Source organism: Chryseobacterium potabilaquae (assembly GCF_902728265.1).
Taxonomy (GTDB): Bacteria; Bacteroidota; Bacteroidia; order Flavobacteriales; family Weeksellaceae; genus Chryseobacterium; species Chryseobacterium potabilaquae.
In genome coordinates this window covers 57,178-82,789 of sequence record NZ_CACVBR010000006.1, presented here as the reverse complement: position 1 = coordinate 82,789, position 25,612 = coordinate 57,178, and the positions used below count along the sequence as shown (strand labels likewise).

Genomic DNA, 25,612 nt, shown 5'->3' with positions numbered 1-25,612 from the left:
CGGAAAAAATCCTCAATTCTTTCTTCCATTAATCCCTATTTTTTAATAAAACCCAACCGGATGTATGAGTTGTTTTTTTACTTACATTATCTTCCCATGACAATTCGTACCAATAAGTGGCTGTCGGAAGAGGTCTTCCCAAATATTTCCCATTCCAAATAGGGTTTTGAGAGCTTACCTTAAACACCGCTGCTCCGTATCGATCAAATATATTTCCTGAAAAGTTTTTATATTTACTAATTGTAGTGAAATCTATTACATCATTTATCCCGTCATCATTGGGTGTAATAACATTTGTCATAAAAAAAGTATAATAGTCTATCGCTGAATAACACAATACCCCTTTGTTTCTTACATAGATGGAATATTTTGTGTTTTTAAATACATTATAAAAAACATTAGAGGCCTGCCAAGTCACTCCTCCGTCAATAGAATATTCCAAAGAGATTGTTCCGTGATTTTTTGCATTAATGGTTAAAGAATTATCCTTATAAATAACATCCAAAATTTCCGGAGCAAGAATATAAGAAACTATGGCTGTAAATGCATCAGAACATCCTCCGTTGTTTATAGTAACAGTATAAGTCCCCGGAAGAGTGACGTTAATAGTTTGAGTATTAGCTCCCGTATTCCACATATAGGTATAATTAGAACCTGATCCGGCATCTAATATAGCAGAATCACCTTGACATATTTCTATATTATGTAAAGGAGAAATAATTTTAGGAACTACATTGATTGTAATGGTAGCAGGCGTTGAAATGCAACCATTTGTTCCTATTCCGGTAACCATATAAGTGGTTGTAGATGTTGGAGTAACAGTTTGAGTATTTCCTGTTCCAGATAGACCTACCCAATTATAAGTCACTCCTCCAGAAGCAGTAAGAATAACAGAATCTCCTTCGCATATAGTTAAAGCAGATGAGCTAAGAGATATTACTGGAGGATTCAAATTCTCGGCCACAGCTACTGAGCTTTGTTTTGCACAAGTTAATAGTCCCGGATTTGTAATGGTAAGTGTGTAAACTCCTCCTGCATTCACCAATGGGGTTAATGTATTAGCTCCAGAAACTATGTTTCCACCTGACGCAGAGGTCCATAAGAAAGTAGCTCCCGATTGATAAACAGAATTGGTAGCATCTAATGTAACCTGAGGGTTTGTACAGGTAATGGGCAATGGAGGGGCTATATTTATTGTAATAAGAGGTTCTGCTGTAACGGTTACCGACTTTTGATATTGACATCCTGAAGAAGCAGTAACAGTAACAGTATATATTCCTGGAGATGTGACGGTATTATTTGCTGTGGTAGCACCATTCGACCAAACAAATGTATTTCCGGTTCCGTTGGCAGAGGCAGTTAAGAGGGTAGACGTAGCCTGACATAAATTAAGGTTTCCTGTAATTTGTACATTTGGATCTGTTTCCTCAGTAATAATGATAGAGGCAGGATTACTTACACATGTACCATTGGAATTGGTCAGCGTATAGGTTCCTGGTGTAGTTATCGTAATGGACTGAGTTGTTTCTCCTGTAGACCATAGGTTTCCTGTGGATTGATTAGAGGTCAATATTACACTACCGCCGAAACATATAGTAGGAGACGAACTTGTTATTACTGGTGGGATACCTGGTGTGATTGTAAGGTATATTTTGGGATCTCCGTTGTCACATAAAGAAGAGGAAGGATCTGATATGATTACAGAAACTGTTGTATCTGTACTCAATTGAAAACTGGTGGGATTTGTAATAGGGGTATTACTTCCTTGAATAAAATAAGAAAAAGTATAGTTATTAGGATTATTTACAAACTGTGAATTAAAAGAAGTTAAATCAACATTTGCATTTCCTGTTATGGGATCTATACATAAGGTAGTATTCGCTATATTTTGCAAAGTTGGGATTTTATCAACATATACTTTAACATTTTTAATAGAATGTTCGGCTGTTGCTCCTCCTGTTGCTCCTGAAAAGCCAAAATACCCCTGGGTCATACCTACAGCACTTCCCGATGGCTGAAAAGACTGATTGACCACCGTAGTATTATCGATTTTAATCGTTATAATCCAGTTCGCATTATTAACCGGATCAATCTGTCCGTTGACTTCAACATGTCTGTATCCACTTCCAACAAAGGGAATTGTTGAATTAAGATCAGGAGTATGATAGGTACTTCCGGGAGTATTATTAAACTCTATATTGTAATCTGAGTCTAAATTCCCGGTAAACTGATTATTTGAGCCATACAAAACGTGAACCTTGCTCATGGCTGTGGTAGAAAAGGGAATTTGGTTCGCCATATTATTAAAAATATCAAAACCTACCATAAGACCATTGGAATTGGGGGGTAGTCCTAGCCCTGCCCCATCAACAAACGAAGTGGGAGGATTTGATAAATACCAAAATGATAGACCATCACCTCTAAAACTATTACTTCCAACAATTTCAAAATCAAATTCTACCTTCCATTTCTCACAGAATTTTAAATTTATAGGTTCGTTTAATTTAATACCTCCCGTTTGATTGAGCAAGTTTGCGGTAAGTTTTATAAAGTCACCAGTGGCAGTCGCGTTAGGTATTATTGTCCATCCCGTTGTATTTATTGGATTGCCTGTTAACTGATAGGTTTGAGATGAAAATTTACTTGAAATGCAGAATAGAAGCATGCCAAGAAATAACCATAATTTATTTTTCATTAGTATTTGTGTTTAAAATATAATATCCAAGACTCATGATTCTTTTAAGTCTTTTAAGATTATTACTTAAAATGACAAGACCATCTCCTGATAGAGGTTAATAAAAGTGTTTCCATTGATAACAATAAAGATATTTTACAGATTTTCAGGACTCTGATTTTTATACTGGTAACAATTAAATATTATAAAAGTACCAGCATTCAAGCTTTTAATAATCTCACCTGAAAATAACTACAACTTCTATTTTTTTGAATAAAAATAAAAGTAATTCGTAAAAAATAAAAATAAGAAGTGTAAGCAAAGGTATTTTTTTATCATTTTATATGTTTTAAAAAGATTGTTATTTTTTATAACTAACTCTAATTCATGAGTTTTATTGCAGTTCACTTTGTAATATTATAATTACAACATCCGCTTTTTTATTCTATCATTAATCAAAGTTTTTGTGTCTATTTTTTGATTATATCTCTCCTAATGCCCTATATGCTATCTCATTATTATTATTAAAAAAAGAAGTAAGATATAATTTTAATAAAACGAGTATTTATTTTTTTTGTCTGAGCATTGTAGTTCAATAGAAAAAGGGTAAGTAATTCACTCAGCTAAGATCAGTTTTGAACAAAAGTTTCTTTTTTACAATATGCTTTTTTTGCAACTAGCATTTTTGCCCTCCCTTTTATACATTATTCAGACTTTTCGGGACTATTAATTCATCTCTAAATTATTGGATTATTTTCCATGAAATTATATGATTTCATCATTAAATGCCCACATAAGACATTAAAATAACCGTTAAATTAACTAAGATTAATTATGGTAAATCATTTTTTTAATAAAAAAAATACCAATAAAACAAAAAGAATATTTTATTTATCAAAAACAACATATTCAATAAATAAAATAACATATAAACTAAAATTACAATAATAAATAATTATTTAGTGTTAATTAAATCTGCAGTAAAATGAGATATTCATTTAATTAATACATTTGAAAAGATCACAGTAATGGGAGTAAAATAAAATACTATCATTTGTTTCAAATAATAGATTTTTTAATACAATACACTTAATAATTTATAACGATTTGGATTAAATAAATTAAATAAAAGCAAATTATTTACCCTTCATATGAATGCTAAATAATTGAAATAAATCAATAATCAGAAATATTACCTATACTATTAACACTATTATAAAATGGAAAATAATAGATCCATTGAGTCTTCGATTGAAAAGTATGCTATTAACTTTAACGAAAACGCTAAATTAAAGAGATACGACCCTGTTTTTTATAGAAATATAGAAATAAAAAAAGTGATCGAAACTTTATGCAGAAGAATTAAAAATAATGTAATACTGCTAGGGCATCCCGGTGTTGGAAAAACAGCAATTATTGAATGTATTGCTCAAATGATTGTTCAAAATGAGGTACCAGATGCACTGAAAAACAAAAAAATATATGGAATTAAAATGTCCACTATGCTTGCTGGAACAAGTTATAGGGGAGAATTTGAAGAAAGAGCCGAACAACTTTTAAAAGAAATATGCAATAGCGATGTCATTTTATTTATAGATGAATTACATACTATTATGAAAGCAGGTGCCTCTGAAGGTTCAGTGGATTTTGTAAATCTCCTTAAACCTTTCATTGCAAGAGGTGATATACAACTCATCGGAGCCACTACTTTTATGGAATACAGTACTTCCATTTCATTAGATAAAGCATTAGATAGAAGGTTTCATAAAATAACTATCGAAGAACCTGAAGATTATATCACTTATTTAATTATAAAAAAACTAAAATACAGATATGAAGAATTTTATAAAATATTAATTAGTGATGAAGCGATTCTTGAGGCAATATATCTTACTCAGAACATTCCGGATTCTTACTTCCCGGATAAAGCTATTGACTTGATAGATCTGGCATGTTCTAGCTTAGTTATGGATAATGAATTCAGATATTCTGATCAACTTATTGAGCTAGAATATCAGGAAGATTTCCATGCCAATTTAATTGAAGACCCCTTATTCAAAAATATCTTTAAAGAAACGAATGAGATTGATGTCCTTTCCTTAAAAAAAACCAAGAAAAGAATCATTGAAACATTTGATATAAATAGAAAAAATTTTATTGAGCAAAAAAATAAATTAAAATTATTGAACACCTATAAAAAGGAAGCTAGCTCAATGAAAAAGCAAGGTTATGACTCAAAATCTACAGAAATCCTAGACGTCATTGTGCCTTCTATCATCAATGAAATTCAGGAGAATAAAATAGAGCTAACAAAAGACTTCATCAATTTATTTTACACTAAAAAATATGGAAGATAATAGGTATAAATTAAAGCAAGTGTGCGTACAAAACCCCATCTTCGGCCCTAGAAATTTAGGCCATTATTGGGGATCCATGAAAGATTTTGTTAATAATCAATATAAACACGAATCCTATCTGGTCATAGATGATATTATGGCGATATTAATGAATCCAAAAGAAGCTCATGCCATTAAAAACAGGACTTATTTTGTATTACAGGATTTCATTAATTGTGGTTATGACACGGAAAAAAATCATGTAGTTTTAACAAGTTCTTATTTGCCATACATCATGGAGATCGTGATTTTTTATGCCGATTTCATTGACTATAAATTTTGCAATTATTTATATGAGAATTCTTTCCTTGGAGGTTTAAAGTCTTATCAACGTGAAGAATTGGGACTTAATTTATACCCCTCTGTTTTTGAGCTTCTTTATCCACAATTAGGGATGCCTGCCGTTTCCCTTGCCTTGGAGACAGAACTATTCCAAGGCGGTGAAGAGATCATTGGCTATACCTATATTATGAATAATATAAAGAATAATATAAAGAAAGTATATGATGATTATAATCCACCCCCAGTATACGAGCCCTCAAGAAATGGATATGTACTAGGATTAGATGGCGAATATATGTTTCAACATAATAGCATTTTCTTATCAGAGGATGAAGATTCTATCATTGAAAAAATTGAAACCATTGAAAATAAAAACATTCTCAAAGATTGGCTTACCTCAGCAGGACATAAAAATGTCTTTGAATTTTATTCCATAGATACAGACTTCACATACCTCAAAACACTTCTTAAAGATATACTAGTAAATGAATTAAAACCTTTTAGAGAAAACCAATTGGGAATAGATTATTTAGACAGTATCATCCTCTCCAACTATGAAAAAATAAAAGATCAATTGGTCAATCATATTGGAACTATAAAAAAAGGGATTTATAAAATGTCATCAACCAGCATAAATAATAATTTTTAAACCGAAATAATATGGAAAAGCTCATCTTACATTCACAATTGAAAATACGAAAAGAAAGTTTCGGCTGTATTGTGTTAATCAACAAAAGAAGATCAGTAAGATTTTTCAACAAACTAGGATACCAAATCATATTGGCTTTAAAAAGCCCTAAGAATATTTTAGAAATTTATGAAAAAATATCAGAAGATTTTGATATATCAAAAGTTACCCTCGAGGAAATAGAAAGTTTTGTAGATCTTTTAAAAAGAGTAGATATCTGCGTTGACTTTAAAAACCAAGACCCTATAAACAAACCTATTTTTTATTTTGAAGATATTCCGGATGAAGCTTTCTCTGATGAATATTTCTATTCCCCTTTAGGTGTTGAGATTGAAAGTACTAATAAATGTGCTAGAGAATGCTCTTATTGTTCATATTTCAGTAATCCTCGTGTAGATATTTCTCAAGAACTCACCGTTGAGCAATGGCTTCCTATTATTAAAAATATTTCAGATTCAGGTGTTTATTATGTAAGATTTACAGGAGGAGATCCATTTACAAGGAGGAAAGACCTTTTAGAAATGGTAGCATATGCAGATAGCTTAGGCTTAATGGTGTCAATTGGTTCAGATTTAACATTAACAACTGAAGAAGATATTATTTATTTGAGCCAGCTAAAGAATTTTGTTTTCCTGCAAACAACACTAGACGGTTCTACTAAAGAAATATGTGAACAATACAGAGGAAAAGGAAATTTCTTAAAAGTGATGAAGGGAATGGAGCTACTTCAAAAGCATAATGTTCCTTTTATAGTGGGTACTGTATTGACAAAATATAATAAAGATGACATTTATAATATTGGAAAATTGATATCCCCATACAAACCTTTAGGATATAGTTTTGCACCTCTATATATCGCAGGAAGAGCTCTTAACCTAGAAAAAGATATGCCAAATAATGAAGAACTGTATCAGGCGAATCTTCTATTGAAGCAACTGGTCGATGATAAAATTATTAAACCCGCTGACTCAGCATGGCAAGAAATTGTAAATGATGTGGATGAAGAAGTATTCAGAGGATTAATTAACGACCAACCTTTACTCACCAGAACAGGAGAGCGATTAATGAGAATAACACCTCAAGGATTATGCTATGTTTCAGTAAAACTTAAAAGAGTGGATGTCGAAAATAATCATGAATGGGATGCAGGAAATATTATAGGACGCGATCTTATCCATGTTTGGCAAGAATCCGATAACATGAATAAGTGGAGAAGTTTAACCACTGCTGATAATTATTTTGGAAAAACAGTAAATATTAAGGAATTACTATAATTAAACAGTATTAAAATGAAAACAGTAAAAGAAAACACCAAAGAAATTAAAGGGAAAGTAAAGTCCCTTGACAGTAAGGCGACACCTGTTTTTGAAAATGTGAAGCCCATGTTGAGCACACCCCTTGAAATAACAAGAGATAAGCTTAGAATGATGAATATGGTTGATGAAAATATCATCATTCATGATAGTGATATAAAACAAGATTGTGAATAATCAAAAAGTATTACAATGAAAACAGTAAAAGAAAACACCCAAGAAATCAAAGGGAAAGTAAAATCTCTTGACAGTAAGGCAACACCCGTTTTTGAAAACGTAAAGCCTATGCTAAGTACTCCTCTGGAAATAACAAGAGATAAACTTAGAATGATGAATATGGTCGATGAAAATATCATAATTCATGACAGTGATATAAAACAGGACTGCGAATAAACCAATTTTAACTGTAATTCCTTAGTATTATATAGGGGCCAATTTTATTGGTCTCTATTTACCACAACATAAAAAAAATAATAAAAATGGAAAGAAAAAATTTAATAAGTGCACACAATCCAGTAACAGGACCTAGACATTTGGGGCATTATTTCGGAGCAATGAAATCTTTAGTTGAATGCCAACATGAATACAATACAATTGTAGTATTAGATGACCTTTTGGCTTATTTTATGTATCCGAAAGAAAGAGAATACATTCAAAATAGAACATTGTATGTGGTACAAGATTTTATCAATTCAGGATTTGATATAGAAAATAATAATATTGTATTAACATCAGATATTGCTCATTTGTTCCTGGAACATATGCTATATTATAGCACAGTAATTGATACTGAATATTGTAATCACTTATATGAAAATTCATTTCTAGGATCTTTGAAATCTTATCAGAGAAAAGAATTAGGGCTTAGCAATTATCCATCTGTCACAGAATGGCTATACCCCCAACTTGGAATAGCGTCTATGGCATTAAGCCTTAATGCAGATTACTTCCAAGGAGGTGAAGAAATTATCGGCTACATCTATATCATGCAAGAAATAGCTGAAAATCTTAAAAGACGAAACGGAATTTCTATTAATATCCCCGAGTACGTACCTTCAAAGATCGGATATATTAATGGAGTGGATGGTAAATATATGATCCAAAAAAACTGTGTTTTCCTAAGCGAAAAATTGGAAGACCTGGAATCTAAAATTATGTCTATAAATGACAAAAGAGTATTCCAAGAATGGTACAACTCTCTACACAGAGAAGATCTGTCAAAAGAGTTAGAGCTTTCTAATTTAACAACAGATGCAAAAATGAATTTTTTCCATATTTTAGCCGAAGAATTAAGACCTTTTAGAGAAAACCAATTGACTAATGAGTTTTTACTCGATGTACTTGATAAAGGAAAGAATTCTGTGGAACACCTTTTAAAAGAATCATTATTTCCACTGAAAGACTCTCTAAACATCTATAGCATTTAATACAAAAGTAATAAATACTAAAAAAATACCCTATCCAAAAAATGAGAGGAAAACATTAACCTTTTCCTACTAATGGAACAGGTCAATAATTAATTTCACCAATGGAAGATGTAATAATATTAAGAAAATTATCTGTACATGATACAGAAGTGCTGAGTACATTAGCAAACAATAGAAATATATGGAATAACATGAGGGATATTTTCCCTCATCCATATACTATTGATGATGCAAAAAACTTTATAGCAATGGTCTCTAAAGAAGATTTGCAATTAACATTTGGCATTGATTTCAATAACCAACTTGTTGGGGTCATAAGTTTCATTAAGCAACCTGATGTATATAGAAAAAGTATAGAAATTGGATTTTGGATCGGAGAAGAATATTGGAAAAAAGGAATTACCAGTACTTCAATAAAAAAAATGATAGATTATGCGGAAAATAGCTTAGATGTAAATAGAATTTTTGCTAACGTATTTGAGCATAATATAGCATCTATGAAAGTATTAAAAAATAATGGTTTTATAGAAGAAGGAATTTCAATAGACGCTGTTTATAAGAATAATCAATTTCATAATCTTCACCGTTTCTATTTATTAGTTAAGAATGGATAGGAGCAAGCTATTTAAAATTCGCAATACGTTATCAATATCCAATAAATTAAGTATTGCTAAGTTCACATGAATCGCATATTTAATTTTTTTATTAGTCCATATAAAGGATTAGCTAAAGAATCATGGATGCTATCTGTTGTTATGCTAGTATACCGTTCAGGCTCTATGGTACTTCCTTTTCTTGGAGTGTATCTAACAGAGAAACTTGGTTTTTCATTAAAAGAAACAGGAACATTGCTAAGTTTTTATGGTTTAGGTGCCATTCTAGGATCCTACTTAGGAGGTAAGATGGTGGACAAAATGGGATATTTCAAAGTCCAGATTGTAAGTCTATTTTTGTGTATTCCCGGACTTCTATTAATTCCGGAAATAAAAAACTTTCACCTTCTATCTATAATTCTTTTCTTGCAGAGTACCTTCAGTGAGATTTTTTTACCTGCCAACTCTGTTGCCATTACAAAATATTCCTCATTAGAGAACAGAGCTAGAGCATTTTCTTTAAACAGATTAGCTTTAAACTTAGGCTTTTTCATAGGACCTTTCTTGGGAGGGATTCTTTCCTCTGTTTTTTATAACCTTATATTCTATGTAAATGCGATCGCAGCATTCATTTCGGGAAGCATTCTCTATCTTTTCTTTAAAGATAAAATAAAAACAACCTCCAAAAATAATGATACTATTTCTCAAAATAAGCATTCCCCATATAAAGACAAATATTTTTTGATTTTTATTCTTTTTTGTGTTGTTTATGCAGTATGCCTCATGCAGCTATTCAGTACATTACCCCTATTTTATAAAAATGTAGGATTATCTAAAATAGAAATCGGAATGATCTTTGGCTATTGTGGTCTTTTGCTTTTTATGATAGAAATGCCTTTAGTAAAATGGCTCACAAAAGTTTTAAATATAATTCATATTGTAATATTAGGCCTATTTTTATTGTTCACAGGATATTTCATATTGGTATTTTTTTCGGATATATATCTTATCCTTATTTCCATTACCTGTATATCTATTTCCAACATATTAGTAATTCCATTTTTGTCTACCATTACTTCTATCCGGGCAGAAGGTAAAAACATAGGCTCTTATATGGGTTTATTTGGAGCTATCTTTTCGACAGCCCTATTTATATCTCCATTTCTAGGTACATTCTTAGCTCAAAATTATGGTTTTAGAAGTCTATGGTTAGTTGTTTGTATATTGATTATAATTTCTATCACAGGAATTTATTTTACCTATACAAAAAAACTCACCAATTCTATTTAAGAAACACTTACAAAGAGCATAAAAAATCCCCAACAACTAACTGTTAGGGATTGTGTATGTAAAACCGGGGGCTTAAGATATTCTTTTTGGACTATAAAATTTCTTTGTTATTGCTTAATTATTTTTTTGTTGATCGTTTTCGTTTCTGTTTCTATCGTTATGATATAGTTTCCTGGCTTCAAAATAGATAAATCAACTTCTTTTTTATTTCCTTTTAAAAAAGATGATAAGACCATTTTTCCCGATTCATCAAAAATGTTATATGATTTTAAATTTTCCTTAGATGAAATGGTGATTAAGCCTTTTGTGGGAGTTGGAAAAATATCTACGATATCATTTTTCATACCAACAATATCATGCACTCCTAATACATTAATACTTGCTGAGCATATTCCGATATTACTTCCATCAGAACCTCCTCCTCCACTCATGGTCAATTGTGTATAAGAAATCGGAGAATGAATTTTATAAATACCTCCCCCAACAGCGGTAGTAATAATTTGATTTCCGGCAATAACCATTCCACAATAATTGTCAGAAGAAATGGAGACAGTACCCATATTAGAATTAAAAATAAAATTTTCAGCACCACTACTAGTATCAGCACCACTAATTAATACCATCAAATCATTAACCGGTTTATCAAAAATAAGGTTTATAGACCAACCTCCAGTAGCCCCAACGGCCATGCCTTGACCCGTCCCAAGATTCAAAGGGCTACAAACTAAGGGAAACCCAATAAATCCTACATTTTGTACAGAACCTGTAGAAGTAGAGAGAACTTGCACACCGTTAACAGATGTAACTCCATTAGGCAAAATATCCGCTGTATTGGAACAGGTTGTTTGGGCCTGTACCCTATTTGCAGATAGTGCTAATAAAAACATAATGCAGAATAACAAGCTTTCTGCCGCGCTTTTGGTAATTGAGATTTTTTTTGTCATCATTTTAATTATTCGTGTTAAACATTAGAATTAACCCGGAATATTCCATCAAAAGGAATATAAAATTACATACACTAATCTCGTATTGTAAGCGCTATTATTTTAGTACAACAAAGGTACTTCTTTTTCTTATATCATAATTACCTTCAATAAAAAAGTCTAGCCAATATCATTTTTTATTTAAATTTGGAATTATAATTGATCTCATCCATGAAGTATTTAATAATCCCTATAGTAATAGCGACTCTCCTATCTTGTTCTAAAAAAGAGTCAGGTACTCTACCATCTCAAACGGACAATAAAACCATTGATTCTATCAACTCAGTGAGGACAAAAATTAATGATAGTATCAAGACTATCAATAGTAAAAACCGTTTCCAAGATCTGAGTGGAGATCATAAATTCACTCACAACCTCATTAAAGCACCAGGGTCTGTGAATTTCAAAAAAATGGGAAGAGATGATTATGATGTTTCAGGAAGTATAAAGGCTGGAAAAAACTATGTAACGATTAATGGAACTGCTATAGCTGTTTCTTCCAAGCACATCAACTTTACGGGAGAAATAAAACAAAGCATTGGTGAAAATGACAATGGAAAGCCTTACACTCGAAAAGGAACAAAAACTTTTATGTCAAAAGATGGAGGGAAAACCTATCGATTACAAGATATGGTAAATAGTTCGGGCTTTGTTGATTATATTGACATTTATTTTTAATATTTTAAAATTATGCTACATTTTGAGAAAAAAGGGAGTGGTAAAGAAACATTAGTTTTACTACATGGTTTTATGGAGAATCTTTCGATTTGGAATGATTTGGAAATGCATCTTTCCAAGGATTTTTCATTATTAAAAATTGATCTTCCCGGTCATGGAAAGTCCGATATTTTAGCTGAGGTACACACAATGGAACTCATGGCTCAAGAAGTAAAGAAAGTGATAGATACTCAAAACTTAGATAAAATCCACTTATTAGGTCATTCCATGGGAGGTTATATTTCCCTTGCATTTGCTGAGAAATATCCTGAAAAGCTCAAAAGCTTAACCCTTTTCTTTTCAACATATTTTCCTGATGATGATGATAAAAAACAACAACGTATTAAAAGTTATAGAATTATAAAAGAAGCCTTTCCAAACTATGTAAAAGCAGGCATCCCTAATTTATTTAATCCCAATGAAAGAGATGTTTTGGAAGGCAAAATAGAGACCGCTTTAGAAGTCGCTCTATCTACCAATAACTTAGGAGCCTTAGCCTGTGTAAAAGGAATGGTAGAAAGAACAGATAAAAAGCATATTTTAGAAAACCTTGATGCAAAAATTTTGATTCTTGCCGGAAAGCATGATAATGCCGTAAAAACAGAAATAATGATTCAAAATCTTCCGGAAAGAACACATATCAAATCTTATATTATCGATTGCGGGCATAATGGTCATTGGGAAAAACCAAGCATTTGTGCAGAAATTATCAATATTGAACTTCTTCACAATATGCCGAAAAATCTTATTCTTTAAAGCGACTTGAAGAAGTTACATCTTTCTTTTAGCTTTTCTGAAAAACAAAACTTCCTTCTAAAATCTATTGTGAAAATTGGTTTATAATACCCTAGATTTTATTATTTTTCTCAAAAAAATCATGTAAATTAGATTATATTAAAATATTAAATGGGAATACAAAAGAAACCCATAGTTGGTTTGACACTTTCAGGCGGAGGAATGCGTGGAGTTGCTCACATTGCCGTTTTAACAGCATTAGAAGAATATGATCTGAAACCTGATATTATTTCCGGAACTAGCGCAGGAGCCATTGTGGGAGCATTTTATTCCTACGGAAAAACTCCTGAGGAAATGATGGATATTATAAAACAAACCACATTTTTGTCTAGATCATATCTAAGACTTTCAAAAAATGGTATTTTCAGTTCTAATTTTATTTTAAAGTTATTTAAAGATCACTTTCCTGAAGACGATTTTAGAATTCTTAAAATCCCCGTCTATGTTGCCGCAACAGAGATGACCCACGGTATTATTGATTTTTTCTCAGAAGGCGAACTTTTTGCTCCTCTATTAGCTTCTTCGAGCGTTCCTTTTATCCTATCTCCTGTAAGAATTGGTGAAAAAGTATATATCGATGGAGGAGTATTAGATAACCTACCTATTGAACCTATTATGGATCAATGTGATATTTTAATAGCTTCACATGTCAATTCAATAAGTTATGATTCGTTTCAAAGTATGAGCTTAATGAAAGAATTTGATAGAATTTTACATTTAGCTATTGGAAAATCAGTCTACTCTAAAGCAAAATATTGTAATATCTTTTTAGATCCCCCTAAAATGAATAGGTTTAGCATATTCAATAAAAAATTTCTAGATCATATGTTTCAAGAAGTATATGTATATACTTGCAATGAACTAGAAAGTAAAGGATATAGCAAAATATAGTTATATTATAACCACTCTTCCCTAGCCCTAGTCTTGAATGTTTCGATTGTATCTTTGAGTGACTCGTATGACTTACCACCTGCCGCATTAATATGTCCTCCTCCATTAAAGAATTTTCTTGAGAATTGATTTACATCCACATCTCCTTTACTTCTAAATGAAATTTTAATAAAGTCATCATATAAATCCTCCATAAAAAAGGCAGACATACTTACCCCTACAATACTCAATCCATAATTTACAAACCCTTCTGTATCTCCTTTTTGGAACCCATATTTCTTAAGCTCTTCCCTTGTTAAGTATAAAACGGCTACTTTTCCATCATTCACGACTTCAATTCTACCCAAAATCAAAGCTAATAAATAAAGACGCGAAACAGTATTAGTATCCCAAGTATTAGAGGTAATAATTGACGGGTCTGCGCCCTTTTCAATCAAATTAGCAATAATTCTATGAGTAGTCGCGCTAGTAGATCTAAAACGGAACCCCCCTGTATCTGTCATAATACCTGTATAAAGACACTCTGCTATATCTTTATTTACTAATTTTTCATCACCCATTGCTTCAATAAAATGATAAACCATCTGGCAGGTTGCAGGAATGATTGTATCAGAGTATACAAAATCAAAGAGCTCGGGTTGTTGATGGTGATCGATCAGAATTTTCTTACCTTTAGCTTTAGATAACCACTCTCCTAAGATCCCTATTCTTGAAGGAGAATTAAAATCTAAACAGAAAATAACATCCGCTTCATTAATAAAATCAAATGCCACCTTTCTTTTATACTCAGCAACAATGGTCTTTTTAGCTTCAGGCATCCATTTTAAAAACTTCGGAAAATCATTGGGTACAATAACCTCAGCATGAATTCCTTTTTCTTTTAAATAATGTTTCAATCCTAAACTAGAGCCCACAGCATCCCCATCCGGATTATAATGTGTAAGTATAACTATTTTATTCTCACGAGTAAGGAGTGTCTTAATTTCTAAAAGCTCTGCAGGTGTAAACATCAATGTTTATTTAAATTTAAAACCTCAAAGATAGAACTTTTATATAAATCATTAATCATTATTTTAAAAACATAAAACATCTAAGCGAGTCTTAATCAATAAGCATACAACATGGTAGTTAAGTCAAATAATTTTAAAAAAAGATAATTAAAGTTTGTAAATTTTAAAAAAATCTATATATTTGCAACCTGAAAAATCAATAGATAATTACGACTTAAATATATAGTAATGAGTAAAAGAACATTCCAGCCATCAGAAAGAAAGAAAAGAAACAAACATGGTTTCAGAGAAAGAATGTCTACGCCAAATGGAAGAAGAGTTTTGGCTGCAAGAAGAGCTAAAGGCAGAAAGAGATTAACTGTAAGTGCATCACGCGCTAAGAGATAATCTTCTTATAATCATATACAAATTATGCTTGAAAAGTAGCTTTTCAGGCATTTTTTGTTGTTGTTAAAATTTACTAAAATTTAGGTTTCTTACATTTCTTTTTCTATTTTTAAAAATTGAAAAATTTCTTTAGAAATAGCACTATAAAATTGAATTATGCCACATACCAATATCTCTGGAGATAATATTATAAGCTTAGCACATGCTAAAATAGCTCAAAAAAACTTTACTGTCCTTTCTGATGTAAATCTAAACATTAAAAAAGGCAGATTTTGCTATCTTATAGGAAAGACAGGTTCAGGAAAAAGTTCCCTTTTAAAAACATTATACGGACACATTCCGCTAGCCTCAGGACACGGCGCAGTAGTAGGCTTTGACCTCGCAAAACTAAAACCATCCGATATTCCAAACCTCAGAAGAAAATTAGGTATTGTTTTTCAAGACTTTCAATTGCTTCCTGACAGAACTGTAGAAAAAAATCTAAAATTCGTTCTTGAAGCTACAGGATGGAATGATTCTATAAAAATAGAAGAACGAATTAACGAAGTTCTAGGAAGTGTAAATATGAAAAGTAAAAAACACAAAATGCCTCATGAACTTTCCGGTGGTGAACAACAACGTATTGCAATTGCAAGAGCTCTATTAAATCATCCAGACCTTATTCTAGCAGATGAACCAACCGGAAATTTAGATCCAGAAACCTCTAATGAAATTATGACTTTATTAAAGCAAGTAGCATTAGAAAATGGCGCTGCAGTAGTAATGGCAACACACGATTATCATATGATTCAAAATTTCCCTGGAGAAGCAATTAGATGTGAAGATGGAAAAGTTTCTGTACTAGATACAACGGAATTATTCGAATAGCCATATTATTTTCCAAAAACATGAAACTCTTTTGTGAGTTCTAAATATTGGTCCGAGTACTGTCTCGGACTTTTTTCTATAACAAAATCAACAACCTGGAGGATCGTCTCAAATATAGAAAACTCGAGAATCAGCCTTTTTTCTTTAGAATTTTCAATTCCTTTTATATTAATTTTTTTATTTAAAATCAAACCATTATCCTTAGCTATTTCAACAAAAGAATCTCCCGATTCTACCGGAATAATGACAGAAAAAATACCATTGTCGGACAGCAACTTTGATGCTCCCGAAATCAGTTCTTTAAAATTCAATTCAATGGTTTGCCTTGCTAGTTTATCTTTCTCAGAATTAGATTCTTCAAAATAAGGAGGATTAGAAACAATAAGGTCAAATCTCACATCTGTTTTAAAAGTTTTAAAATCATGAAAAATATTGCTAAGCCTAAGGCGAAAACGAGAATTATTAAAATTAGTTTTAGTAAGATTAACAGCTTCTTCATTGATATCAATACCTAAAAAATCAGCTTGAGAGTTTCTTTGCGCAAGCATCAAAGTAATAAGCCCAGTACCTGTACCTATTTCTAAAACTTTTGAAGCATTTTGAACACTCGCCAAAGCTCCCAACAAAACACCATCAGTCCCTACACGAAAAACATGGGTAGACTGACGTATTTCAAACTGCTTGAATCTGAAAGGTTTCACTATAAATTTGTAGGTAATGTAATAGTGAAGGTAGACCCTTTTCCCACTTCTGATTTAACAGATATTTCACCCTTATAATCTTCTACCATTTTTCTCACCATAGATAAACCAAGTCCCATTCCACTATTTTTGGATGTAAAATTAGGCTCAAAAATTCGATCATACATATTTTCCGAAATTCCTATTCCATTATCTTGTATAGATACCATCACTCGTTTTTGATATTGCTCAATATCCACATTAATGATTAACTTTCGATCTTCACTTTCTGCTTGCTTTGCATTGGTAACTAGATTAGTAATGATTCTGGAAAGGTAAATCCTATCCATATTGATCATAATATTATTTTTATTGGTATGGAAAAAGATACTATCATCATTAAACACCCTAAGAATTCCTTCCACCTCTATATTAAGATTAATTACCTCATTATTTTTTTCAGGAAGTTTAGCAAATTCAGAAAACGCAGATGCTACCGTAGCAATAAGATCAATCTGATCCACCATTGTCTTACTCATTTGCTTTACACGCTCTCTTATATTAGGATCTTCAGGGTCAAATTTTCTTTCAAAATTCTGAATAGTAAGCTTCATAGGCGTTAAAGGATTTTTAACCTCATGGGCAACCTGTTTAGCCATTTCCCTCCAAGCTTCCTCAGAAGCTTTAAACCTTAACCTCTCTTTTTGATCCTGGATTTGCAATATCATTCTATTATAAGCCCGGGCTAAAGCGTTCAGTTCATCATTTTTATAGTATCGAATAGGGCGCATTTCATTTTCGAATAACGTAATACGAGTAATCATATCAGAAAACTTGGTAATATTTTTAGCCAAACTATTCGAAGTGACCCAGCTTACCCAAACACTAAAAAGAATAAGAAAAAAGTCTACTAAAAGAATATACTTAACATATTGATGTAGAACTTCAAAATTTGCGGATTCATTATGATATAAAGGAATATATACTACTCCGATAGGCTCTAATACATTATTTTTTAGAACCAAATATGAAGACGTAAAAACAGCTTCTTTAGATTGATCATATCCTTTCGTATCAACCCTTGCATCAGTAGATAGAATCTTATTCACCATACTGATAGGAATAGATTTTTGCTCAATAAGGCTTTCATCCTTATTTGAAAGTAAATAATTCCCCTTTAAATCATAAATAATGACATCGTGTTGATTAATATCGGCAATTTCAAATATTTTATTACCTAAAACCTGAGGAAGATCTTTGGTATGAATAATTGTACGACTTACCGCATAATCAAGAAACCTCATAACAGCATTCGTCTTATCCTGCATATCTATTTTACTTTGCTGTTGAGAATTTTTCCTTAGAACAAAATAAGGAACCAAGGAAACAGCAACAACGCTCAAAAGACACACAAGTAAGAAACCAAAAAACACACGGTTTCTGAGACTATATCCTTTATATATATTAATTGACACCCTGTTTTTTAATTAACCTAGCAATATACTTACCAATAATATCAAATTCCAGATTTACCTGGTCTCCTACCTTTATATTTTGCATATTAGTAAATTCCCAAGTATATGGAATAATTGCTACCGAAAACTGAGATTCTTCACTTTTTGCAACCGTTAAACTGATTCCATTGACTGTAATAGAGCCTTGAGGAACAGTTACAAAGCTACCTTCTCCTTCATATTTAATAGTGATAAAAAAACTTCCTTCTTTACTCTCAATATTGATCACCTCTCCCGTTTTATCAACATGCCCCTGAACAATATGTCCGTCTAATCTCCCATCCATTTTCATACATCTCTCCAGGTTCACAACATGACCAACTTTCCATTGACCCAGATTAGTCTTTTCCAATGTTTCATTAATCGCCGTGACCACATATTGATCACCTTCAATTTTAACAACAGTTAAACAACATCCATTATGAGCAACACTTTGATCTATCTTTAACTCATTAACAAAAGGACATTTTAGAGTAAAATCAACATTTCCTCCATGTTCCTCTACTTTTTCAACTACACCAACTCCCTCAATAATTCCTGTAAACATATTATTTTTTGCTAAATTTGTAAATTATAATGTTCAAAGATAACTAAAATGAGCCAAAAAAACCACAAAATAAGAGTAGGAATTTCAATAGGTGATTTCAACGGCATTGGTCCAGAAATTATTATGAAGTCATTGAAAGACAAAACAATTACAGATTTTTTTACTCCTATCATTTTTGGTTCGGGAAAAATATTTACCTATCAAAAAAACATTTTCAAATTAAATCTGAATTTCAATTATATTAATGAAGCTTCACAAGCACAAGAGGGAAAACTGAACATGGTGAATCTCGTGAAAGAAAACATGAATGTAGAACTCGGCACTCCTACGGAAGAATCTACCAAATTAGCGATTTCTTCCTTGGAAGCAGCTACTGAAGCACTAATAAAAAACGAAATCGATGTTCTTATCACCGCACCGATCAATAAAGATGAGATGATGAAAATGGGCTTTCAACATGCAGGCCACACGGGATATTTTGAAGAAAAATTCAATAAAAAAGGACTAATGTTTCTCGTAACCGAGGATTTGAAAGTTGCTGTATCCACTCACCACATCCCTGTTGCACATATCGCTGAAAATATTTCTAAAGAAAAAATAAAAAAGCAAATCAGTATACTCAATCAAACATTAATAGAAGATTTTTGTATTCAAAAACCTAAAATAGCAGTCCTAGGGCTGAATCCCCATGCAGGAGATGGAGGTGTAATTGGGAATGAGGAAATAGATATTATTAGCCCCGCAATTAAAGAACTTTCAGACAATGATATTCTAGCGTTTGGCCCATTTCCAGCGGATAGTTTTTTTCAACCCCATAAATACAAAAATTTTGACGCTATATTAGCCATGTATCATGATCAAGGGTTAGCTCCATTCAAGACAATAGCTTATGAAGAGGGGGTAAATTATACTGCAGGTCTACCCTTTATAAGAACATCGCCTGATCATGGTGTAGCTTATGATATTGCGGGGAAAAATATGGCTGATGAACAAAGTTTTACAGAAGCAATGTTTACTGCTATTAAAATTTTTAAAAACAGAACCGAATATAATGAGCTAATGAGCAATCGCTTACAGCCAAGAAAAATAGCCATTGATAATGGAATAGATGAAGACCTCCCTGAAGAAACTGAATCTTAATTTTTAAACAAATTTTAGATTAAATTTGTTTTATATTTATTTGTTGATTATAAAAAAAAAGCATATTTTTGCACACTCATTTTATGGATAAGTTAAGAAACTACGACGTAAGCTTTTCCGGATTAAAAAACGGCAAGCACGAGTTCCAGTTTGAGATTGAAAAATCGTTCTTTCAATTATTTGATACTGATCAGGAATTTACTAATCCTAGAATTGCAGTGCATGTTTTATTAGATAAACACACTACTTTTTTAGAATTTGAGATAAAAATTCAAGGTTTGGTAGAGCTCATTTGTGATATCACAAATGATAAATTTGACCATGCTATTGAAAATCAAATTAAAGTTTTGGTAAAATTTGGCGAAGAGTATGATGATAGTGACGAAGATGTAATCACTATTCCTACCGCAGACCATGCTTTTAATGTAGCACAATTGGTCTACGAAAATGTAGTTCTTTCAATTCCAATGAAAAAAATATCACCCAATGTAAGTGATCAAGATTTAGAAATTCTTGAGAAATTTCATCCAAAAGAAGAGGAAGAACAAAAAAATGATCCCCGATGGGATATATTAAAAAAATTAAAAGATAAAAATTAAATAATTTAAATATGATGAGATGATGAATCTCATCGCTCATCAATTAAAAAAGTTATTACAAAATGGCACATCCAAAGAGAAGACAATCGTCTACAAGAAGAGATAAGAGAAGAACTCACTATAAAGCTGTAGTTCCTCAATTAGCTAAAGATGCTACGACAGGTGAGCTTCACCTATATCACAGAGCTCACTGGCATGAAGGAAAACTTTATTACAGAGGTAAAGTAGTATTGGAAAAAGAAGTAGCAACTACTGAAGAAAACTAAGAGTAGCTTTTCTAACGAAAAAGCCTCATTTTAATACAAAAACCGTCCAATTTTGATAAAATTGGGCGGTTTTTTGTTGTTTTTTGTGTTTTTTTGGTATCTTTGGGACAAAATCAAATATCAAATTTATGGACATTAAAGACATACAAAATCTTATTAAGTTTGTGTCTAAAGCTGAAGTTTCTGAAGTAAAATACAAAACTAAAGATTTCGAAATCACCATTAAAACTCCATTAGCTGGAAGTGATGCTGTTTACGCTCAGCCTACTGTGTACCACACGGCTGCTCCACAAGTAGCTGCAACTTCGGCTCCTGTAGCAACTCCAACAGCTGGTACTGCTGAAAAAGTTGAAATGGTATCTGATGATAGCAAGTATGTTACTATCAAATCTCCAATGATTGGAACTTTTTACAGAAAACCTTCTCCAGATAAAGAAGTATTCGTAAATGTAGGCGATGAAGTTTCTAACGGAAAAGTAGTTTGCGTAATTGAAGCTATGAAACTTTTCAACCAAATCGAATCGGAGGTAAGTGGGAAAATCGTTAAAATTTTAGTAGACGATGCCACTCCTGTAGAATATGATCAACCATTATTCTTAGTAGATCCATCTTAATTTAGAAATTAGGTGTTATAAATATGAGATGTTAGAATAGATTCAACATATAATAACATTATCTGATTTTTCAAATTATCTAATTTTTAAATGTAATAAGATGTTCAAAAAAATATTAATAGCCAATCGAGGCGAAATTGCAATGCGTATTCTTCGTACTTGCAAAGAAATGGGAATTAAAACTGTTGCAGTATATTCTACCGCAGATAAAGATAGCCTCCATGTAAGATTTGCTGACGAAGCAGTTTGTATTGGTCCAGCAATGAGCAAAGATTCCTATCTTAAAATTCCAAATATTATTGCCGCAGCAGAAATAACAAACGCAGATGCGATCCATCCAGGCTACGGTTTCTTATCTGAAAATGCTAATTTTTCGAGAATTTGCCAAAAAAACGGCATTAAATTCATCGGTGCTTCTCCTGAACAAATTGAAAAAATGGGAGATAAAGCAAATGCTAAAGCAACTATGAAAGCTGCAGGCGTGCCTTGTGTACCTGGTTCGGACGGATTGATTGAATCTTATGAGCATGCCGTAAAAATTGCTAAGGAGACAGGATATCCTGTTATGATCAAAGCAACAGCTGGAGGGGGCGGAAAAGGGATGAGAGCTGTTTGGAAAGAAGAAGACCTTAAAGATCATTGGGAATCTGCCATTCAAGAAGCTGTCGCAGCTTTTGGTAATGGAGGAATGTATATGGAAAAACTGATTGAAGAGCCTAGACATATCGAAATTCAAGTAGCGGGCGATCAATATGGCAAAGCTTGCCACCTTTCTGAAAGAGATTGCTCCGTACAGAGAAGAAACCAAAAATTAACTGAAGAAACACCTTCTCCCTTCATGACGGACGAACTTCGTGAAAAAATGGGTGAAGCCGCGGTAAAAGCAGCTGAATTTATTGGATACGAAGGGGTAGGAACAATCGAATTTCTTGTTGACAAACATAGAAATTTCTATTTTATGGAAATGAACACAAGAATTCAGGTGGAGCACCCAATTACGGAACAAGTAATAGATTATGACTTAATCAGAGAACAAATTCTTCTTGCAGCAGGAACTCCAATCTCGGGTATCAATTATTATCCAAAATTACATTCTATTGAATGTAGAATTAACGCTGAAGATCCTTACAACGATTTCAGACCTTCTCCAGGAAAAATTACAAGATTAAATATCCCGGGAGGTCATGGGGTAAGAGTTGATACGCATGTATATTCAGGATATACTATTCCATCCAATTATGACTCAATGATTGCTAAATTGATTACCACTGCACAAACTCGTGAAGAAGCTATTGCAAAAATGAGACGTGCATTGGAAGAATTTTATATTGAAGGAGTAAAAACTACGATCCCTTTCCATAGACAATTAATGGACAACGATGACTACCTTTCTGGAAATTATACCACAAAGTTTATGGAAACCTTTGAAATGGATAAAAAATACGATAATCACTAAGATTATTTTACAATCACATAAAAAACGGCCTCCAATGAGGTCGTTTTTTTATGGAGTATAGTACAAAACTATCACTTAAGCGGGTATTGCGAGATACATAAAAAAAGGTTATTTTTAAATAATACAATCTCATAATAATGAGACCTACTCTATTCATAAAAAAAATTTTAATCTCTATCTTAGTTCTTGGATGTTGGAATTTATACTTAGCTCAAGAAAAAGCCCTTATTAAACTTCTAAATCGGGAATTAAAGAAAGAGGTAAAAAATCAATTAAAATCTCCAAACTTCAATGGTGATACAATTAGTATTGTTCAAGAATTCAACATTGATAATAAAAATAACCTCACATTTCAGATTAAAAAGACAAGCCCATATTTTAAGGGCTATCAAATTATAAAACAAGAGGTTCCCTTAGCCAAAATCAGAAATATAAGTAAAGATATCCAAATTATTTTGGAAGCAGAACCTAATACAGTAATCACCACCACTGTTGATCAAACTCAAAAACAACAGATCATTACCGGAAGCTTATTCTTTCTCTATTTATCTAATGAAAAAGAAAATGAAGATTTGGGCCATACTTTACAGAAAACTTTTGAAAAAGCAGGCTATATAATTGGGAAAGAATATTGGTATGATTAAAACCATAGGAAAATCACCTGATAATACAGAATTGGTCTCTCAAAGAAATAAAAAAGACATCTCAATTTTCTGTAGTCGGATCTTCTTTATAGCCTTCAATTTCTTTGAAAAATTTATCCCAATTTATACTTTAAAAATAAATTATTAAATTTGTAAAAAACCAATTATTATTATGTCAACAGTAGAAACAGCAAGAAATTCACAATACTTTATTGACCTTGAAGACCAACATGGAGCACATAATTACCATCCTCTTCCAGTAGTTTTGGATCGTGGAGAAGGCGTATTTGTATGGGATGTGGAAGGCAAAAAATATTATGATTTTCTGTCCGCATATTCCGCTGTAAATCAGGGCCATTCTCATCCTAAAATTGTATCTGCATTAGTTGATCAAGCTCAAAAATTAGCATTAACTTCCAGAGCTTTTTACAATTCTAAATTAGGAGAATACGAACGAAAAATCACCACATTGTTCGGGTTTGATAAAGTTTTACCTATGAACTCAGGAGCTGAAGCAGTAGAGACCGCTGTAAAATTAGCTAGAAAATGGAGCTATGAGGTAAAAGGAATATCTGAAAACGCGGCAAAAATTATTGTTTGTGAAAATAATTTTCATGGAAGAACGACAACTATTGTTTCCTTCTCTAATGATCCGGATGCCAATCAAAATTATGGTCCCTTTACTCCCGGATTTATTAAGATTCCATATAATGATACCCAAGCTTTAGAAGAAGTATTAGCTAGAGAAGCACACCATATTGCTGCATTTTTAGTTGAACCTATACAAGGTGAAGCAGGAGTATATGTGCCGGATGAAGGATTTTTGAAAAAAGCCTCAGAGTTATGTAAGCAACACAACGTACTTTTTATAGCTGATGAAGTTCAGACTGGTATCGCAAGAACCGGGAAATTGATTGCTTGTCATCATGAAAATGTACAGCCAGACATTCTCATTTTAGGTAAGGCTCTTTCCGGTGGAATGTATCCTGTATCAGCCGTGTTAGCTAACAACAATATCATGAATGTTATAAAACCAGGGCAACATGGTTCTACTTTTGGAGGAAACCCAATAGCCTGTGCAGTCGCAATGGCAGCATTGGATGTTGTTGAAGAAGAGAAATTATCTGAAAGATCCGAAAGTTTAGGACAACTATTTCGATCCGAAATAGAAAAGATAATGACTAAAACCAATCTTATTACTAAAGTAAGAGGAAAGGGACTTCTAAATGCCATATTAATCAATGATACCCCTGAAAGCTCTACAGCATGGAATCTTTGTTTAAAACTGAAAGAAAATGGGCTTTTAGCAAAACCTACTCATGGAAATATTATACGACTAGCACCTCCTTTGATCATTTCTGAAGAACAGTTATTAGATTGTGTAAAGATTATTGAAAAAACTATTTTGGAATATAAATGAAAATATCCTGAGATACATTTTTCAGAAAAAAATAATAAGTAGGGTAAACAAAATCTTTTACTTGCTCCAAAACTAGAAAATACTGAGACAGCAAAAATCTTGAAATGAACTCCAACTATTATGAAAAAACTAGAAATCAAAGTTTTTTCTAATCTTATACATTGAAAAAAGAGCATTATTCTTACCTTTGTGAGGACGAATATAAACTAATCTTGATTATTTATCTGCTTTAGGCATTAATTAAAAATATGGATTTTTCAAGTATTATAAGCTATTATTGAAAATATTCCAAGTGAAAACAAAATTAAGTTTTTTCGGTAGTGAAAATTTAGGAATTAAATTTGCTGTAAGAATTGAAAAACAGCGTTTCTTTTTCTTAGTCAAAACCTTAGAAATTGTTTAAAGTAGATAGATAAGCA

Annotated in this window: 26 protein-coding genes; 20 read left to right on the top strand and 6 right to left on the bottom strand. The window is 32.0% G+C overall.

Annotation, left to right across the window (positions count from 1 at the left end; all coding sequences use genetic code 11):
• Nucleotides 1–28 precede the first annotated feature (28 nt).
• On the bottom strand, nt 29–2,695 hold the full coding sequence (locus CHRY9293_RS05350; RefSeq protein WP_162031927.1) for a T9SS type B sorting domain-containing protein: 2,667 nt from the start codon (nt 2,693–2,695) through the stop codon (nt 29–31).
• Nucleotides 2,696–3,894: 1,199 nt separating this feature from the next.
• On the opposite strand from CHRY9293_RS05350, the gene CHRY9293_RS05345 reads away from it, so the two are divergent.
• The 8 genes from CHRY9293_RS05345 to CHRY9293_RS05310 all read left to right on the top strand — a co-directional run bounded on the left by CHRY9293_RS05345 (nt 3,895) and on the right by CHRY9293_RS05310 (nt 10,663).
• The gene (locus CHRY9293_RS05345) at nt 3,895–5,031 is read left to right on the top strand and encodes an AAA family ATPase (RefSeq protein WP_162031926.1); all 1,137 of its coding nucleotides are present in this window, start codon (nt 3,895–3,897) and stop codon (nt 5,029–5,031) included.
• Complete coding sequence (locus tag CHRY9293_RS05340) at nt 5,021–6,001, top strand: hypothetical protein (protein WP_162031925.1); 981 nt, start codon at nt 5,021–5,023, stop codon at nt 5,999–6,001. The genes CHRY9293_RS05345 and CHRY9293_RS05340 overlap by 11 nt, the downstream gene beginning before the upstream one ends.
• 11 nt (nt 6,002–6,012) lie before the next feature.
• Entirely contained in the window at nt 6,013–7,314 is a 1,302-nt protein-coding gene (locus CHRY9293_RS05335; RefSeq protein WP_162031924.1) for a radical SAM protein, read from the top strand.
• Nucleotides 7,315–7,329: 15 nt separating this feature from the next.
• Nucleotides 7,330–7,530, top strand: a complete 201-nt coding sequence (locus tag CHRY9293_RS05330; protein WP_122548568.1) for a hypothetical protein — start codon at nt 7,330–7,332, stop codon at nt 7,528–7,530.
• Nucleotides 7,531–7,545: 15 nt separating this feature from the next.
• Nucleotides 7,546–7,746 (top strand): hypothetical protein, encoded by a 201-nt coding sequence (locus tag CHRY9293_RS05325; RefSeq protein WP_162031923.1) that lies wholly within the window; start codon nt 7,546–7,548, stop codon nt 7,744–7,746.
• Between the two features lie 86 nt (nt 7,747–7,832).
• Complete coding sequence (locus CHRY9293_RS05320; protein WP_162031922.1) at nt 7,833–8,780, top strand: hypothetical protein; 948 nt, start codon at nt 7,833–7,835, stop codon at nt 8,778–8,780.
• A gap of 101 nt (nt 8,781–8,881) precedes the next feature.
• Nucleotides 8,882–9,394, top strand: coding sequence for a GNAT family N-acetyltransferase (locus CHRY9293_RS05315; RefSeq protein ID WP_162031921.1), 513 nt, complete (start codon nt 8,882–8,884; stop codon nt 9,392–9,394).
• A 66-nt stretch (nt 9,395–9,460) separates the two neighbouring features.
• Entirely contained in the window at nt 9,461–10,663 is a 1,203-nt protein-coding gene (locus CHRY9293_RS05310) for an MFS transporter (protein ID WP_162031920.1), read from the top strand.
• Between the two features lie 107 nt (nt 10,664–10,770).
• Here the strand turns inward: CHRY9293_RS05310 and CHRY9293_RS05305 are convergent, their stop codons facing one another.
• The gene (locus CHRY9293_RS05305; RefSeq protein WP_162031919.1) at nt 10,771–11,607 is read right to left on the bottom strand and encodes a T9SS type A sorting domain-containing protein; all 837 of its coding nucleotides are present in this window, start codon (nt 11,605–11,607) and stop codon (nt 10,771–10,773) included.
• A 210-nt stretch (nt 11,608–11,817) separates the two neighbouring features.
• On the opposite strand from CHRY9293_RS05305, the gene CHRY9293_RS05300 reads away from it, so the two are divergent.
• The 3 genes from CHRY9293_RS05300 (at nt 11,818) to CHRY9293_RS05290 (ending at nt 14,049) form a co-directional block, all read left to right on the top strand.
• On the top strand, nt 11,818–12,324 hold the full coding sequence (locus tag CHRY9293_RS05300; protein ID WP_162031918.1) for a hypothetical protein: 507 nt from the start codon (nt 11,818–11,820) through the stop codon (nt 12,322–12,324).
• Between the two features lie 12 nt (nt 12,325–12,336).
• A complete protein-coding gene (locus tag CHRY9293_RS05295; protein ID WP_162031917.1) occupies nt 12,337–13,119 on the top strand; it encodes an alpha/beta fold hydrolase in 783 nt (260 codons plus the stop codon).
• A gap of 150 nt (nt 13,120–13,269) precedes the next feature.
• On the top strand, nt 13,270–14,049 hold the full coding sequence (locus tag CHRY9293_RS05290; protein ID WP_162031916.1) for a patatin-like phospholipase family protein: 780 nt from the start codon (nt 13,270–13,272) through the stop codon (nt 14,047–14,049).
• A 5-nt stretch (nt 14,050–14,054) separates the two neighbouring features.
• Here the strand turns inward: CHRY9293_RS05290 and CHRY9293_RS05285 are convergent, their stop codons facing one another.
• A complete protein-coding gene (locus CHRY9293_RS05285) occupies nt 14,055–15,059 on the bottom strand; it encodes a DHH family phosphoesterase (protein WP_162031915.1) in 1,005 nt (334 codons plus the stop codon).
• Between the two features lie 228 nt (nt 15,060–15,287).
• Here CHRY9293_RS05285 and rpmH point away from each other — a divergent pair, with 228 nt between their 5' ends.
• Entirely contained in the window at nt 15,288–15,446 is a 159-nt protein-coding gene (gene rpmH / locus CHRY9293_RS05280; RefSeq protein ID WP_162031914.1) for a 50S ribosomal protein L34, read from the top strand.
• A 156-nt stretch (nt 15,447–15,602) separates the two neighbouring features.
• On the top strand, nt 15,603–16,313 hold the full coding sequence (locus CHRY9293_RS05275) for a cell division ATP-binding protein FtsE (protein ID WP_122548578.1): 711 nt from the start codon (nt 15,603–15,605) through the stop codon (nt 16,311–16,313).
• Nucleotides 16,314–16,318: 5 nt separating this feature from the next.
• On the opposite strand, the gene CHRY9293_RS05270 is transcribed toward CHRY9293_RS05275, so the two are convergent.
• From CHRY9293_RS05270 to CHRY9293_RS05260, 3 genes are read right to left on the bottom strand one after another with little or no spacing between them, the layout of a single operon-like run.
• The gene (locus CHRY9293_RS05270) at nt 16,319–17,014 is read right to left on the bottom strand and encodes a tRNA1(Val) (adenine(37)-N6)-methyltransferase (protein ID WP_228455475.1); all 696 of its coding nucleotides are present in this window, start codon (nt 17,012–17,014) and stop codon (nt 16,319–16,321) included.
• Nucleotides 17,014–18,468 (bottom strand): sensor histidine kinase, encoded by a 1,455-nt coding sequence (locus CHRY9293_RS05265; RefSeq protein WP_122548580.1) that lies wholly within the window; start codon nt 18,466–18,468, stop codon nt 17,014–17,016. Before CHRY9293_RS05265 ends, CHRY9293_RS05270 begins: the two co-directional genes overlap by 1 nt.
• Nucleotides 18,458–19,054: a riboflavin synthase gene (locus tag CHRY9293_RS05260; RefSeq protein ID WP_162031913.1), complete on the bottom strand. Its 597-nt coding sequence runs from the start codon at nt 19,052–19,054 to the stop codon at nt 18,458–18,460. The genes CHRY9293_RS05265 and CHRY9293_RS05260 overlap by 11 nt, the downstream gene beginning before the upstream one ends.
• A gap of 48 nt (nt 19,055–19,102) precedes the next feature.
• Between CHRY9293_RS05260 and pdxA the strand changes: the two genes are divergently transcribed.
• The 7 genes from pdxA to rocD all read left to right on the top strand — a co-directional run bounded on the left by pdxA (nt 19,103) and on the right by rocD (nt 25,193).
• Nucleotides 19,103–20,194 (top strand): 4-hydroxythreonine-4-phosphate dehydrogenase PdxA, encoded by a 1,092-nt coding sequence (pdxA, locus tag CHRY9293_RS05255; RefSeq protein ID WP_162031912.1) that lies wholly within the window; start codon nt 19,103–19,105, stop codon nt 20,192–20,194.
• Nucleotides 20,195–20,277: 83 nt separating this feature from the next.
• The gene (locus CHRY9293_RS05250; RefSeq protein WP_162031911.1) at nt 20,278–20,793 is read left to right on the top strand and encodes a YceD family protein; all 516 of its coding nucleotides are present in this window, start codon (nt 20,278–20,280) and stop codon (nt 20,791–20,793) included.
• 62 nt (nt 20,794–20,855) lie between these two features.
• Nucleotides 20,856–21,059, top strand: a complete 204-nt coding sequence (gene rpmF / locus CHRY9293_RS05245; protein ID WP_007843326.1) for a 50S ribosomal protein L32 — start codon at nt 20,856–20,858, stop codon at nt 21,057–21,059.
• Nucleotides 21,060–21,187: 128 nt separating this feature from the next.
• Nucleotides 21,188–21,673: an acetyl-CoA carboxylase biotin carboxyl carrier protein gene (accB, locus tag CHRY9293_RS05240; protein ID WP_122637570.1), complete on the top strand. Its 486-nt coding sequence runs from the start codon at nt 21,188–21,190 to the stop codon at nt 21,671–21,673.
• 100 nt (nt 21,674–21,773) lie between these two features.
• Nucleotides 21,774–23,129 (top strand): acetyl-CoA carboxylase biotin carboxylase subunit, encoded by a 1,356-nt coding sequence (gene accC, locus CHRY9293_RS05235; protein ID WP_162031910.1) that lies wholly within the window; start codon nt 21,774–21,776, stop codon nt 23,127–23,129.
• Between the two features lie 137 nt (nt 23,130–23,266).
• Nucleotides 23,267–23,773: a hypothetical protein gene (locus CHRY9293_RS05230; RefSeq protein WP_162031909.1), complete on the top strand. Its 507-nt coding sequence runs from the start codon at nt 23,267–23,269 to the stop codon at nt 23,771–23,773.
• A gap of 172 nt (nt 23,774–23,945) precedes the next feature.
• Nucleotides 23,946–25,193, top strand: coding sequence for an ornithine--oxo-acid transaminase (rocD, locus tag CHRY9293_RS05225; RefSeq protein ID WP_162031908.1), 1,248 nt, complete (start codon nt 23,946–23,948; stop codon nt 25,191–25,193).
• Nucleotides 25,194–25,612: the final 419 nt, after the last annotated feature.

Bases quoted from the DNA above. Each gene is read 5' to 3' on its own strand.
- CHRY9293_RS05350 (WP_162031927.1), bottom strand. From the start codon at position 2,695: ATGAAAAATAAATTATGGTTATTTCTTGGCATGCTTCTATTCTGCATT.
- CHRY9293_RS05345 (WP_162031926.1), top strand. From the start codon at position 3,895: ATGGAAAATAATAGATCCATTGAGTCTTCGATTGAAAAGTATGCTATT.
- CHRY9293_RS05340 (WP_162031925.1), top strand. From the start codon at position 5,021: ATGGAAGATAATAGGTATAAATTAAAGCAAGTGTGCGTACAAAACCCC.
- CHRY9293_RS05335 (WP_162031924.1), top strand. From the start codon at position 6,013: ATGGAAAAGCTCATCTTACATTCACAATTGAAAATACGAAAAGAAAGT.
- CHRY9293_RS05330 (WP_122548568.1), top strand. From the start codon at position 7,330: ATGAAAACAGTAAAAGAAAACACCAAAGAAATTAAAGGGAAAGTAAAG.
- CHRY9293_RS05325 (WP_162031923.1), top strand. From the start codon at position 7,546: ATGAAAACAGTAAAAGAAAACACCCAAGAAATCAAAGGGAAAGTAAAA.
- CHRY9293_RS05320 (WP_162031922.1), top strand. From the start codon at position 7,833: ATGGAAAGAAAAAATTTAATAAGTGCACACAATCCAGTAACAGGACCT.
- CHRY9293_RS05315 (WP_162031921.1), top strand. From the start codon at position 8,882: ATGGAAGATGTAATAATATTAAGAAAATTATCTGTACATGATACAGAA.
- CHRY9293_RS05310 (WP_162031920.1), top strand. From the start codon at position 9,461: ATGAATCGCATATTTAATTTTTTTATTAGTCCATATAAAGGATTAGCT.
- CHRY9293_RS05305 (WP_162031919.1), bottom strand. From the start codon at position 11,607: ATGACAAAAAAAATCTCAATTACCAAAAGCGCGGCAGAAAGCTTGTTA.
- CHRY9293_RS05300 (WP_162031918.1), top strand. From the start codon at position 11,818: ATGAAGTATTTAATAATCCCTATAGTAATAGCGACTCTCCTATCTTGT.
- CHRY9293_RS05295 (WP_162031917.1), top strand. From the start codon at position 12,337: ATGCTACATTTTGAGAAAAAAGGGAGTGGTAAAGAAACATTAGTTTTA.
- CHRY9293_RS05290 (WP_162031916.1), top strand. From the start codon at position 13,270: ATGGGAATACAAAAGAAACCCATAGTTGGTTTGACACTTTCAGGCGGA.
- CHRY9293_RS05285 (WP_162031915.1), bottom strand. From the start codon at position 15,059: ATGTTTACACCTGCAGAGCTTTTAGAAATTAAGACACTCCTTACTCGT.
- rpmH (WP_162031914.1), top strand. From the start codon at position 15,288: ATGAGTAAAAGAACATTCCAGCCATCAGAAAGAAAGAAAAGAAACAAA.
- CHRY9293_RS05275 (WP_122548578.1), top strand. From the start codon at position 15,603: ATGCCACATACCAATATCTCTGGAGATAATATTATAAGCTTAGCACAT.
- CHRY9293_RS05260 (WP_162031913.1), bottom strand. From the start codon at position 19,054: ATGTTTACAGGAATTATTGAGGGAGTTGGTGTAGTTGAAAAAGTAGAG.
- pdxA (WP_162031912.1), top strand. From the start codon at position 19,103: ATGAGCCAAAAAAACCACAAAATAAGAGTAGGAATTTCAATAGGTGAT.
- CHRY9293_RS05250 (WP_162031911.1), top strand. From the start codon at position 20,278: ATGGATAAGTTAAGAAACTACGACGTAAGCTTTTCCGGATTAAAAAAC.
- rpmF (WP_007843326.1), top strand. From the start codon at position 20,856: ATGGCACATCCAAAGAGAAGACAATCGTCTACAAGAAGAGATAAGAGA.
- accB (WP_122637570.1), top strand. From the start codon at position 21,188: ATGGACATTAAAGACATACAAAATCTTATTAAGTTTGTGTCTAAAGCT.
- accC (WP_162031910.1), top strand. From the start codon at position 21,774: ATGTTCAAAAAAATATTAATAGCCAATCGAGGCGAAATTGCAATGCGT.
- CHRY9293_RS05230 (WP_162031909.1), top strand. From the start codon at position 23,267: ATGAGACCTACTCTATTCATAAAAAAAATTTTAATCTCTATCTTAGTT.
- rocD (WP_162031908.1), top strand. From the start codon at position 23,946: ATGTCAACAGTAGAAACAGCAAGAAATTCACAATACTTTATTGACCTT.